The 12,998-nt window shown below is 49.4% G+C and carries 12 protein-coding genes; 8 read left to right on the forward strand and 4 right to left on the reverse strand.

The window, feature by feature from the left end:
- The first annotated feature begins 135 nt into the window (after window positions 1–135).
- The gene (locus tag KB186_RS26740; protein WP_221866724.1) at window positions 136–921 is read left to right on the forward strand and encodes a DUF2161 domain-containing phosphodiesterase; all 786 of its coding nucleotides are present in this window, start codon (window positions 136–138) and stop codon (window positions 919–921) included.
- A 31-nt stretch (window positions 922–952) separates the two neighbouring features.
- Here KB186_RS26740 and KB186_RS26745 read toward each other — a convergent pair whose 3' ends face one another.
- Genes KB186_RS26745 through KB186_RS26755 form a run of 3 tightly spaced genes read right to left on the reverse strand, consistent with a single transcriptional unit; the run spans window position 953 to window position 2,759 of the window.
- Window positions 953–2,158, reverse strand: coding sequence for an NAD(P)/FAD-dependent oxidoreductase (locus KB186_RS26745; protein ID WP_232774724.1), 1,206 nt, complete (start codon window positions 2,156–2,158; stop codon window positions 953–955).
- Window positions 2,155–2,490, reverse strand: a complete 336-nt coding sequence (locus KB186_RS26750) for a (2Fe-2S)-binding protein (protein ID WP_232774725.1) — start codon at window positions 2,488–2,490, stop codon at window positions 2,155–2,157. The genes KB186_RS26745 and KB186_RS26750 overlap by 4 nt, the downstream gene beginning before the upstream one ends.
- A complete protein-coding gene (locus KB186_RS26755) occupies window positions 2,487–2,759 on the reverse strand; it encodes a (2Fe-2S)-binding protein (RefSeq protein ID WP_173612062.1) in 273 nt (90 codons plus the stop codon). The genes KB186_RS26750 and KB186_RS26755 overlap by 4 nt, the downstream gene beginning before the upstream one ends.
- A 147-nt stretch (window positions 2,760–2,906) precedes the next feature.
- On the opposite strand from KB186_RS26755, the gene KB186_RS26760 reads away from it, so the two are divergent.
- From KB186_RS26760 to KB186_RS26790, 7 genes are all read left to right on the forward strand, one after another.
- On the forward strand, window positions 2,907–3,974 hold the full coding sequence (locus KB186_RS26760) for a M24 family metallopeptidase (protein ID WP_232774726.1): 1,068 nt from the start codon (window positions 2,907–2,909) through the stop codon (window positions 3,972–3,974).
- Between the two features lie 222 nt (window positions 3,975–4,196).
- Window positions 4,197–5,864 carry a peptide ABC transporter substrate-binding protein gene (locus tag KB186_RS26765; protein ID WP_232774727.1) on the forward strand — a complete coding sequence of 556 codons (1,668 nt, stop codon included), beginning with the start codon at window positions 4,197–4,199 and terminating at the stop codon, window positions 5,862–5,864.
- Between the two features lie 21 nt (window positions 5,865–5,885).
- Window positions 5,886–7,028 (forward strand): branched-chain amino acid ABC transporter substrate-binding protein, encoded by a 1,143-nt coding sequence (locus tag KB186_RS26770; RefSeq protein ID WP_232774728.1) that lies wholly within the window; start codon window positions 5,886–5,888, stop codon window positions 7,026–7,028.
- 41 nt (window positions 7,029–7,069) lie between these two features.
- The gene (locus KB186_RS26775) at window positions 7,070–7,972 is read left to right on the forward strand and encodes a branched-chain amino acid ABC transporter permease (RefSeq protein ID WP_232774729.1); all 903 of its coding nucleotides are present in this window, start codon (window positions 7,070–7,072) and stop codon (window positions 7,970–7,972) included.
- A 3-nt stretch (window positions 7,973–7,975) separates the two neighbouring features.
- Window positions 7,976–8,983, forward strand: a complete 1,008-nt coding sequence (locus tag KB186_RS26780; protein ID WP_232774730.1) for a branched-chain amino acid ABC transporter permease — start codon at window positions 7,976–7,978, stop codon at window positions 8,981–8,983.
- Complete coding sequence (locus KB186_RS26785; protein ID WP_173612056.1) at window positions 8,946–9,722, forward strand: ABC transporter ATP-binding protein; 777 nt, start codon at window positions 8,946–8,948, stop codon at window positions 9,720–9,722. The genes KB186_RS26780 and KB186_RS26785 overlap by 38 nt, the downstream gene beginning before the upstream one ends.
- A complete protein-coding gene (locus KB186_RS26790) occupies window positions 9,719–10,435 on the forward strand; it encodes an ABC transporter ATP-binding protein (RefSeq protein ID WP_232774731.1) in 717 nt (238 codons plus the stop codon). The genes KB186_RS26785 and KB186_RS26790 overlap by 4 nt, the downstream gene beginning before the upstream one ends.
- Window positions 10,436–11,106: 671 nt before the next feature.
- Here KB186_RS26790 and KB186_RS26795 read toward each other — a convergent pair.
- Complete coding sequence (locus KB186_RS26795) at window positions 11,107–12,867, reverse strand: sigma-54 interaction domain-containing protein (RefSeq protein WP_221866716.1); 1,761 nt, start codon at window positions 12,865–12,867, stop codon at window positions 11,107–11,109.
- Between the last annotated feature and the right edge of the window lie 131 nt (window positions 12,868–12,998).

Here is a 12,998-nt window from a genome sequence, read left to right on the forward strand (position 1 = left end):
AGCTGACGAATACTAATCGGTCGAGGACTTATCCACACATTCTTAGCAATCATGCATATTCAGTTTTGAAGGAATAACGAAGAGAGGAGTCAATCCACTGGATTGGCTCTTTTTCCTATAAGAGAAGGGGAGCACATGGAACCAAAAGCAGAGAAAAAATATGAAGCTGACATGTACGAACCGATTCGGAATTATTTTGTCGCGCAAGGATATGACGTTTTTGGCGAGGTCAAGCATTGTGATTTAACTGCAATTAAAGGCGAGGAATTGATTATTGTCGAGTTTAAGCGCAACCTAAGTGTGGAATTGCTCATACAGGCCACCAAGCGACAACGCTACACCGATTTTGTTTATATGGCAATCCCGAAGCCCAAATACAAATTGTTTTCGAAAAAATGGCAAGATATATGCTACTTGGTTAGACGTCTCGAGCTCGGTCTCATACTTGTGTCCTTTCCAAAAAGAGGGCCCGCAGTCATGGAAGTGAATATTTCACCTGGACCGTTTGATCGGGTAAAAAGCAAGCAATTCAATCAAAAAAAGCGAAGCCGCATCATTGAAGAGATGCGGGGAAGATACGGCGATTACAATGTTGGCGGCAGTTATCAAACCAAGCTCATGACGGCCTACAAGCAGAACTGCATTCAAATTGCAACGTTGCTTCAGCAATATGGGCCGTTATCGCCGAAATTACTCAAGAGTAAAGGGGCAGGGGAGAAAACCTCGTCGATTCTTATCCAAAATCATTATGGGTGGTTTACCCGTGTGCAACGAGGGCTGTATTCGATCACGCCGACAGGGGAAAGAGAAATCGCGGAATACCCTGAGCTCATTACTTACTATCGGGAACAAGCAGAGAAACGAGACGGTACGTTTCCTGTAGATTCAAAAAAACAAAGGCAGCCTGCCGTGAAGGAATAACAGGCTGCCTTTTCCCTATTAAATGAATGAATTAGTGCGCAATCCATTCTGCAGTCATTTGCCCTACCAGTGCTCGCCCGGCCACAATGTCTGGATGAAACTGAATCGTTGCGTTTTGGCGGACGATTTTCACCTGTTGAATGGCATCCGATAATGGTTGTTCATTCTTCAGCTTTCCCCGAGCTTTTGCGATAGAAAGTCCCGCGACTGTACCTTGAGCCATTGCTACTTTGGCACTTTCAATTCCCGTGATATTGCCAGCAACATAGAGTCCGGGGACTGGTGTTTGCATGCTTTCATTGTGTAAGGGGACATGCCCACCCAAGGAGGGAACATAGGCAAAAGGGCACCCGGCAATCGCCGCTAATTCAGCGAGTGGACTTAATCCGCCTGCGATACAGACGAAATCAGCTGGAATGAATTGTTCGGTTCCAGCTATTGGTGAACCATCGGCAGCAACTCGGGCGATACGGACACCCTCAACTTGAAAGGTTCCGACGATTTCCAGTGCTGCTGTTCGCAGTTGAATCGGGATGTCCCACATAGAAAAACCGTTGGAGGGGTAGAGGGACACTGCCAGCTTTTGCATCCATGAATTTCCCATCAGTTTACTCCCCAGCCGAATCATCAGAGAAGGGGCAAGATGGGCGACACGCAATAAAGATTGCATCACTGCTTGCGGTTGCCCCGCAGTGCCACTGACAGTCGTACGAGGTGGGAGAATCATTCGATCCACCGTAACTCCAGCCAACTGCAATTCACGGGATATCGCCACCGATAAGATATTGATTCCAATGACAACTCCGCGTTGTCCTACTCGCACGCGCTGCACGTTCGTCATGACTTGAGCAGCTCCGATGGACATCACGCCAGGTAACGTCCACCCTGGCACGGGTACAGCTGCTTCAGAAGCCCCCGTAGCGATCAGGAGCAACGGGGCTATCATTTCCCCCACTGTGGTAGAAACAATCCAGCCATTTTGAGATTGGGTCAAATGGAAGACGGAAACGCCGCAACGGATCTCTACGCCAAGCCCAATCGCTTCTTCCGTGAGCCGGGCTGCCTCATCCAGCCCATTCCACCACACACCGTCTGGTTCTTCGTGAAGCTGTCCTAGCAAGCGGCCCCCAGGACGATAAAACTCATCAACTACACGAACAGCCAATCCCTGCTTGGCACTTGCAATTGCTGCGGATAAGCCCGCGGGTCCAGCCCCGATGATGACAAGATCGATCATCCACCATGCCCTCCTTTTTTCAAGGGAGTAGGAAGGACAGAACCCGCATTCACTCGCATGCCTTCCTGCACAAGCGTCATACAAGCACGCACGGTAGGGACACCGTCTACATGGACGCGACATTCATAGCAATGACCGATATTGCAGTAAATTCCTCGCGGTGTTCCTTTTTCCTCATGCACCCGAAGCGTACGGACACCTGCGGCCAATAGGGCTCCCGCAATCGTCTCGCCTTCGTAAGCCGTATAGACAGAGCCGTTATAATAAAAAGGAAGCTGCTTTCTAACCCCGAGTGAACCGAGAACCGGATGGTGATCAATTCGTTGACTCATGTACGTTGTCCCCCAAGCGTTTGAAATGAGACAGGACGGATAGGCGGTTGGTACCCAAGAGGTACAGTATGAGAAGGCGCTTGGCCAGTTACTTGCTGAATGACCTGATCGATCAATGTACGGCAGGTTCTACCACCGCAGCAGCCCATGCCGGCTCTGGTCCGTAGCTTGAGCTCGCGTGCGGTACATTGGTAGGTTTGGGCGGTTTCTTCCAATTCAGCGAGAGTTACTTCTTCACAACGGCAGATAATCAATAGATGCGATTCCATGATGAAGCCTCCTTTCATTCTTGCTTGATGAAAATGCAAGTGTCGTGCCATGGGAAAGCGATTGAAATCGTCCAGGCTGGCACAATACTTGCTGAATATTCTCAAAGAACTAGCCCAATCATGACAAACAAAAGAGGGATGACAGAGATGGAAAAAGTAACAAGACTGCGTGAGCAATTCGATTCACTTGGGATTGACGGGATGTTGATCACCAATGGACAAAATCGCCGATACCTCACAAACTTTACAGGTACATACGGAGTTGTCCTCATTTCAAGGGACCAGGCCAAGCTCTTCACAGATTTCCGTTACACAGCCCAAGCGCAAGCACAAGCAACAGGCTTTGAGATCGTTTATTTGCCGACAAAAGAATCCATTTACAGCGAAGTAGCGCGCCAGGCGGAAGCGATGGGGATCAACCATCTCGGCTTTGAGGAGGAGAATGTCTCGTTTGCCTTGCATCGTAAATACAGTGAGGCGGTCCAAACAGCATTCATTCCGACGTCAGGTGTCATTGAAGGATTGCGGATGATAAAGACAAAGGAAGAACTGGCGATCATTCGAACGGCTGCGCAAATTGCCGATGCGGCATTCTCCCATATTACTTCTTTTCTGCGCCCTGGTATCACAGAGCTCGCGGTGTCAAACGAATTGGAAATGTTCATGCGAAAGGAAGGGGCATCGGGTTCTGCTTTTGACATCATTATTGCTTCTGGCTATCGTTCCGCACTTCCCCATGGCGTAGCGAGTGAAAAAACGATTGAAGCGGGCGATATGGTCACGATGGATTTTGGTGCATTGTACCAAGGGTATCGCTCTGATATTACCCGTACGGTTGCTGTTGGCAATCCTGATGAACAGCTCAAAGCCATCTACGAGATCGTTTTGGAAGCACGCAATCGGGCTGTTGCAGGCATTCGTCCTGGCATTACCGGGAAAGAGGCTGACGCCTTCGCACGGGACTACATCACGGAGCACGGCTATGGCGAGCGATTTGGACATGGGATGGGGCATGGAGTGGGTCTCGATATTCATGAGGAGCCATTTATGTCCACACGTTGCACGACTGTCCTCCGAGAAGGCATGATTTTGACCGTAGAGCCGGGGATTTATATCCCAGAGCTTGGTGGGGTCCGTATCGAAGACGATCTGATTGTCACAGAGAGTGGCAATGAGGTGCTGACACATTCACCGCGCGAATTGATCATTTTGTAAATCGAGAGACAAAAGTCTTGGCCAAGTAAATGGGCTGAGGCTTTTTTTGTCTAACAGCGGTGTCTAAGATTTGAAACACGACAAGGTATACAGTGTACAAAAAAGTTTACAACAACCAAGGCTAGAACGAAGGTACAGCCGCATTCATTTTTTGGCACACCTTTTGCATTCTGATAATTCTGAAAACAAGTGCATAACGACTGAACAATGGGGGTTGATCAAATGAAAAAAAACATGTTGGCAGTAATGAGTAGTCTAGCAGTCATGGGAGTAGCGTTGGCAGGATGTGGAGGCGGACAGCCTGTAGCGAAGCCAGCCGAGCAAGCGGCACAGAGTGGACAGTCGGGCACGCAGCCAGCACCTGCCGCCACGGCGAAAGAATCAGCAAAAGCACAAGTCCTCCGCTGGAATCTTCACTCCGAACCTCCTACAGGTGATCCTGGACTTGCGGAAGACACGACTTCTGCAGCTATCGTCAAAGCAGTTTTTGATGGGCTGACACGCATCGGGCCTTCGGGCAAGCCAGAGGAAGCAGTAGCCGAGAAAATTGAAGTATCGAGTGATATGAAAACATATACCTTCAAGCTGAGAGACTCCAAATGGAGCAACGGAGAATCAGTAACAGCCCACGATTTCGAATACGCGTGGAAGCGAGCTCTCGATCCGAAGACAGCGTCCAATTACGCCTATCAACTCTATTACATCAAGAATGCGGAGAAGGCGAACAAAGGGACCGGCAGCTTGGATGATGTCGGCGTAAAAGCATTGGATGACAAGACCCTTCAAGTAGAGTTGACGAATCCAACCCCCTTTTTTCTGGAGCTAACCGCCTTCCAAACTTATTTCCCGGTAAATAAAAAAGTAGTCGAGGCCAATGAAAAATGGGCTGGAGAAGCCAAAACACACGTAGGGAATGGTCCATTTAAGATGGAGTCTTGGGAACACAAAAGCAAAATGATACTCGTGAAAAACGACAACTACTGGGACAAAGAGAGTGTCAAGCTGGACAAGATTGAGTTCTCGATGGTGGAGGATGAAAATACAGAGCTGTCCATGTTCGAAAACGGCGAGATTGACTGGGCAGGCAGTCCGTTAAGCTCGCTGCCAACAGATGCGATGCCAGCGCTTAAAGATAGCGGAAAGCTGCAAGTGAAGCCTGTCGGTGCTACCTACTGGTACAAGTTCAATACAGAGAAACTTCCGTTCAATAACGTGAAGATTCGTAAAGCTTTTGCCTACGCCATTAACCGTCAAATCTTGATTGACAACGTACTCCAAGCGAATCAGCAGCCAGCGATGGCAGCAGTTCCTCCGACAATGGGACTCAATACGGGCGGTTATTTCAAAGACAATGATCAAGATACGGCCAAAAAGCTGTTAGAAGAAGGAATGAAAGAGCTGGGCATCTCTAAACTGCCGCCGATCAAGCTTAGCTACAACACATCGGAAGGACATAAAAAGATCGCAGAAGCGATTCAGGACCAATGGCGACAAAACCTTGGTGCAGATGTGAAGCTGGAAAATCAGGAATGGAAGGTGTACCTCGAGACCATGCACGAGGGTAACTATCAGGTCGGGCGTCTCGGCTGGTCGGGTGACTTCAACGATCCGATCAACTTCCTGGAGCTGTTCAAGGAAAAGGACGGAGGAAACAATGATACGCGTTGGGAAAATCCGAGATTCAAAGAGCTGCTGAATCAGTCCGCCACCGAGAGTGATCCAGAAAAACGCAAGGCGATTTTGCGTGAAGCCGAGCAAATCATGATGGACGAAATGCCGATTATGCCGATCTACTTCTACACGCATACATGGGTGAAGAATGACAAGGTAAAAGGAATCTTCCAGGATGGTCTAGGCGCAATCGACTGGAAATGGGCATCAATCGAATAATATTCGAATGGGGGATGGGCTATGAAAAAATGGGGAAGTGTGATGGTCGCGGCGATGTTGACTCTTTCACTTGCTGTAGCGGGATGTGCCAATCAAGGAGCTTCTACTGGAGGCGCAGATGCTAGCGAAATACTCGTTGGTGTAGTTTTACCAGTAACTGGTAACAATGCAACGGATGGAAAAGACATGCAAAACGCCATTGAAATGGCTGTTAAAAAAATAAACGACAGCGGTGGAGTTCTTGGAAAAAAATTGAAGATCGAAGTAGCTGATGATGGCTGCGATCCACAAATAGCGGCGACGGCAGCCAATAAGCTGGTCTCCCAAAACGTAGTGGCTGTCATCGGTGGTTACTGCTCAGGTGCGACACTACCTTCATCGGGTGTATTCAAAAATGCCAACATTCCCATGATCGTTCCCGCAGCCAACTCAGCCAAATTGCCCGCGCAAGGTTATGACACCCTCTTTTTGATTAATGGCCTAACCCCAGATCAAGCTCAAACCGCAGCAGATTACATGGCAGCGAACCAAGCGAAAAAAGTCGTACTCATCCATGATAATTCTGCCTACGCCAAAGATTTGGCCGATTTTGCCAAAGCATCCGTTGAAAAATCCGGAGGCACAGTCATCGCGTACGAAGCGATCAACCCCGAAGAAAAAGATTTCAGCGCGCTGGTCACAAAAATCAAAGGCCTCCAGCCGGACGCGACGTATTTTACTGGCTATTATGCGGCTGGTGGACTGATGGTTAAGCAATTTAAACAAAAAGGTGTATCGGGTCTGTTCCTCGCAGGCGATGGCTCATTCAGTGAGGATGTCATCAAGATTGCAGGCGCAGACAATGCGGAAGGTCTTTTGATTACTGCGACCCCTACAGCGGAATTCATCGAGGGGGCAGAGGAGTTCACTTCTGCCTACAAGCAGGCGTATAACTTGGCACCGGGTCCTTTCTCAGCGTTGAGCTACAATGCGGTCAATCTGCTGGCAGATGCGATCGGACGGGCGAAATCGACTGACCGTGACGCCATCAAAAAGGCAATCAAAGAAACAAAAGATTTCAAGGCACTCGGACAAACGATCTCGTTCAATGCGCAAAATACGCTGGATACCTCCAACTTCGCCGTTTTGAAAGTGACGGGTGGCAAGTTCACGTTAGCGAAGTAGGGTATATGTCAATCATTACCTCAAGTAAGGATGGTGGAGGAATGGATATTCTCGTCCAAACACTGGCGGACGGACTGGTTATTGGTGCCTTTTACAGTTTGATCGCTTTGGGCTATACGATGGTTTTTGGCATTATCAAGCTGCTCAACTTCGCGCATGGCGATCTCTACATGCTCGGTGCATTTGTTGGCTATACCTTGCTCAGCGTGCTTGGCGGAGATTCATCTGGAGCAGGTTTGATGGGAATATTGTTTGTCTTATTGCTGACGATGGTGATTGTCGGCGTCATCGGGATGGGGATCGAGAGGGTGGCATATCGGCCGCTCTTGTTGGCTCCACGACTCTCTATCCTGATTACGGCAATTGGTGTTTCTCTCTTTTTGGAAAATGGCTCGATGATTGTTTGGGGGGCGCAGTATCAGGTGTATCCTTTGCAGCTTTCTCACGACGGCATTAGTCTTCTAGGGGCCAAAATCACGTATGTCCAAATCGGACTGGTCATCATCTCGGCACTTTTGATGCTGGGCTTGCATTTATTCATCAATCGCTCGCTGTACGGCAAGGCTATGCGGGCGATTGCGCTCGATCAGACGGCTTGTCAACTAATGGGTATCCATGTGCATAAAGTCATTGGCTTGACCTTTTTCATCGGTGCTTCGTTGGCAGCAGGGGCGGGCACGATGGCAGGTGCTTATTACGGAACCGTCAATTTCATGATGGGCTTTATCATTGGGCTCAAGGCGTTTACCGCAGCGGTTTTGGGCGGGATTGGCAGCATTCCAGGAGCGATGCTGGGCGGGCTGTTGCTTGGGATGATGGAGACAGCCGGAACATTTATGTTCGGCGGTTCATGGAAGGATGTCGTGGCCTTTTCCCTGTTGATTTTGATTCTCGTATTGAAGCCAACGGGCATCATGGGTGAGAAAGTGACAGAGAGGATGTAGCGGATGAATCCATCTCGAAAAAAAATCGCTGTTGTCCTGTTCCTCGCCGTCGCGTGCGTACTCCCGTTTCTGTCCAATAACTACTGGCTGGATGTTGCGACGCTTGCTTTGTTCTACGTTGTCTTGGCCCAGGGGCTAAATGTGGTAGTCGGTTTTGCTGGATTACTCGACTTGGGCTACGCCGCCTTTTTTGCCGTAGGTGCTTATACGACAGGCATTCTGATGACGGTATATCAATGGTCGTTTTGGCTGACCTTGCCTGTGTCCATGGCATTTGCGGCTATTGTGGGTGTGATCATCGGAGCGCCGACACTTCGGTTGCGCAGTGACTACCTGGCAATCGTCACCCTCGGTTTTGGGGAAATTATTCGTATTTTAGCGATCAATCTTACTATTACCGGATCAGCTTCAGGTATTTACGGAATCCCGCGTCCTTCTATTGGGAGTTATGTGCTTGGCGGCCAGACCGATTTTTACTATTTGATCTTGATCATTGCTGTTTTGGTGGTGGTGGCTGTCAAACGGTTGGGCACATCCCGCATCGGCAGGGCGTGGATGTATATTCGTGAGGACGAGGATGCTGCCGAGGCGATGGGCATTAACCGGATTAATATGAAGCTGTTGGCGTATTCGATCGGAGCTGTCATCGGGAGTCTGGCTGGTTCTGTTTTTGCTGTCAAAATGAGTGCGATTGCGCCGCTCAGCTTTAGCTTTACCCAGTCCATCATGATTCTTTTGGCAGTGGTACTGGGGGGCTTGGGCAGCATTCCCGGTGTCGTCTTGGGCGCCGTGCTGGTCATTGCCTTGCCGGAGCTGCTGCGTTCCGTGGAAGATTGGCGCTATTTGATCTTCGGTGCTGCGCTGGTCGCCATGATGCTGTTTCGCCCCCAAGGACTGTGGCCTGCCCGTTATGAGATGAAACGAGGCACTAGTCGCGGCGAGACCAAGGAGGCTACGGAAGGGGGCAGCGGTAATGACGTCAAGCTTGACAGTGAAAAATGTAACGCTTAAATTCGGCGGTCTGACAGCGGTAAACGACTTGTCTTTTGCTATCAGCCCAGGCTCGATCAGCAGTCTCATTGGCCCGAATGGAGCGGGGAAAACATCCGTCTTCAACATGATCACCGGATTTTACCGTCCGACAGCGGGGCAGATCATTCTTGAAGGCAACCAGCTCGTGGGAAAAAAGCCAAGCCAAATCACACGGCTCGGTATGGCGCGAACGTTTCAAAACTTGCGGCTGTTTCCGAATTTGACGGTCTTGGATAATGTCAAATCAGGCATGCACAGCCGCACGAGCCAAACCGTCTGGGGAGCACTATGGCAGACTAGGGAACAGCACCGAGAGGAACAGTTGATCGAGGATACGGCAAGGGACTGCCTTCGTTTCGTGGGGATGGAAGACAGTTGCTGGCGCATTGCGAAAAACTTGCCGTACGGCGCCCAGCGTTATTTGGAGATCGCGCGGGCCTTAGCTACCAAGCCGCGGGTGTTGCTGCTTGATGAGCCTGCTGCGGGGCTGAATTATGAGGAGAAGGAAGACCTGATTGCTTTGATCAAGCGAATCCGCACCCATTACGAGTTGACAGTGCTGATCATCGAGCACGATATGGGGTTGATCAAAAAAATCTCGGAAAAAGTAATCGTCCTCGACTACGGACAGAAGATCGCAGAGGGAACTCCCGAGGATGTGCTCAGCAATCCGCGTGTTGTAGAAGCCTACCTGGGCAAGGAGGACGAGGCGATATGACACCACTTTTGACAATCAGCGGCATTCATTCGTTTTACGGTAAAATTGAAGCGCTTAAAGGCATCGACCTGCACGTGCATGAAGGAGAGATTGTCGCACTGCTAGGCAGCAATGGTGCGGGCAAAAGCACAACACTCAAAACGATTTCCGGAATCGTTCGACCAAGCCGTGGAGACGTCTTGCTTCATGGACAGAGTCTCGTGGGCTGGGCCCCTCACCAAATTGTCGAGGCAGGCATCATCCATGTACCAGAAGGCAGGCGGATTTTTGCTGGTTTGACCGTGCGTGAAAATTTGGAGCTAGGCGGTTTTACACAGAGAAAAGAGAAGGCCGCTATCGCAGAGGGGATTGAGCAGGCTTTCACGCTGTTCCCCCGATTGAAGGAGCGGAGTGAACAAATGGGAGGAACACTAAGCGGAGGCGAGCAGCAAATGCTCGCAATCTGTCGCGGTCTCATGGCACGTCCAAAGCTCTTGATGCTAGATGAGCCGTCGATGGGGCTCGCCCCGATTATTGTGGTTGAGATCATGAATATCATCAGGGAAATAAACAGGCAAGGCACGACGATCCTTTTGATCGAACAAAATGCCAAGGCAGCGTTGAAGCTTGCTCATCGCGGCTATGTAATGGAGACAGGGCGAATCGTCATGGAAAATAAGGCAGACGTTCTTAGGGCAGACGATTCGATCGTCAAGGCGTATTTGGGTGCGTAGGCCTCGTGCACTGCTTACATACCCGACGACAAAGGAGGTATCAAGCATGGAATTGATCCGTATTTTGTCTGAGGTGTTGCCGCCTAAAGAGGGGCGAAGGTTTCCAGATTTTTGTTTGCGTTGGCGTGTGTTTTTGTGTAAAAAGCGGCTGTAGTGGAGGGAAGAAGCGTATTTCCAGTCTACGCTTCGGCCTACGCCCTGCAAAGGGGATTGACTGTCCGCTCCGGAATGAATGGCGGGAGCGCTTCAAACGTAGAAGTTTCGAAGAAGTATTCCATAAGTGAAGCTTAAATTCCCCGCCATTCATTCCTACGCTGGGATGGGCTCCAGAGGCGCTTGGACTGGAAATCCGCTTTTTCTTACGCGGCTTTTGTAAAACATGATTGCAAGTCGATCCAAGAAGGAAGATGAACAACTCGCGATCATTGAGTCTTCAAAATGAAGCAAAAATGCTACACGATCATGTTTCGATTACTCAAGATGATCAGCTAGTACAGAAAAGCCACCTTGACGAGCCGCAAAAACGGTTTGAAAGTTGGAAGAATACCTAACAGCTCGAAAGCCCTGTTACATGTTTGGAAGGAGACCGCCCGAACGAAGAGAGGATACAGGCGACTGGAAAACATGTGGCAGGGCTTCCCCATGCACAACCGCTAAAGGACAACGTTTTTTTACTTCCCCAATTTGTTATACAGAGTGGCCCGCGATATGCCAAGTCTTTTCGCAGCGGCTTGCTTGTTGCCGTTTTCCAGCTCGATGGCGCGCAATATGACACGGCGCTCGTGTGCCTCGATTTCCTCTTGCAAGGAAAAGAGATCAGGCGGGAGCTCAATCGGTACCTGTTTCGTCTGACCTTGCAAGGAATACGGCAAATCTTCTTCTTTGATAATACCGTCTGTCGCAAATACTACCAATCGTTCAATGGCATTTCGCAGCTCGCGAATGTTGCCTGGCCAGTCATATTGAAGCAAGTTTTGCATCACATTTTGCGAGATGGCATGAATGGGTCGGTTGTAACGTAAAGAGAATTCATAGAGAAAAAAGTGGGCGAGCTCAATCGTATCTTCAATGCGTTCTCGAAGTGGAGGAATTTTTAGCGTCACGACATTGAGCCGATAGAACAAGTCTTGGCGAAACTTCCCTTCCTTCACTACCTCCTCCAAATTTTTATTCGTGGCGGCAACCACGCGGAAATCCGCCTCAATCTGCTTGGTCCCTCCGACCGAATAATACTTTTTCTCTTGAAGCACGCGAAGTAGCTTCACTTGCATATCGAGCGGCATTTCTCCTACCTCGTCGAGAAACAGCGTTCCTCCACGTGCCAGCTCAATCATTCCCTTTTTTCCTTTTTGATCCGCACCAGAAAAGGCACCTTTCTCGTATCCGAACAGCTCGCTTTCAAACAAAGTAGGCGAAATTGCGCCGCAGTTGATGGCGATAAAGGGCGCATTGGAGCCTTCCCGCACATCATGCACGGCTTTGGCGAAAAGCTCCTTGCCGACGCCGCTTTCCCCTGTGATCAGGACGGTTGCTTGTGTAGCACTGAGCTTTTGGATCATGGACTTGATATGGCGAATGGGGAGGCTCGTTCCCTTGATCTGTGCAAATGGATCGGGCGTCGGACTGAGCTTCGCCATTTCTTGTTGCAAGTGATTCACTTTTTTATTGGCGTTCAACAGCTCCTGGTTCAGTCGGACTTGGCTCGTGATGTCGGTTTCCGCCGCAACAGCACCGATGATTTTGTCATGCAAATAGATCGGATTGGTATTGATGAGCACGACGAGATCCTCACGTGGCTGATGCTGATGACGGTAGAGAGACTGTCCGCTTTGCAGAGATTTGAGTGTTTCGAGCATTTCGAGCGGGAAAAATTCGGTGATCGGGCGACCAATCGTTTCTTTTGCTTTCAAGGAAAAGATTCGTTCAGCGCCTTCTGTCCAAACCATCACACGCGCTTTTTCATCGATGACCGATATGGAGGCATCCATGGTTTTGATCATCGTCTCGAAATACGCTTCCAAGATCTCGTACGAGGAAAAAATGGCTTGCATGACTGCACCTCGATGAAGGTAGCCGACAGGGACTCCAGGCTGTTTTTCGATCAGGAGGTAGTTGTGAGTAGCTAGCAGACGGATGGCATCGGCTAATGTTGAATCCAGTATCGTCACAGCAGCTGGTTCCCAAGGGGCTTGTGTGCAATCGATCGTCAAATGGGCGGTGAAATGAGAGGAATCGGCGACATACCAGTTGGTTTGACGCTGGGCAAATACAGGAATGGTTTCGTCCAACTGAGGAGGGAGAAGCTCTTGATCGTTGAAAATCCGCATGTTTGTCTGTATCAACTCGGTTAAGGCAGGAAGTTTGTGATTCAACGTGATCATCCCTTTTAAAAGAGGTCGTTCAAGTGTATAAAATTTTGAACATTTTCTCATTTATTATACATTCGCTCTTTTCGTTGTCAAAGAATTTAGACGAAATATTTTGAGAATCTCGCTTGGAACGATTGGCATGGCTTTTGCAAAAACAAAAAAGAAGTAAGAGAGTAGCAGAATACGCATTTGAG

The organism is Brevibacillus sp. AF8, from assembly GCF_021270385.1.
In the GTDB taxonomy this organism is placed as follows: domain Bacteria; phylum Bacillota; class Bacilli; order Brevibacillales; family Brevibacillaceae; genus Brevibacillus.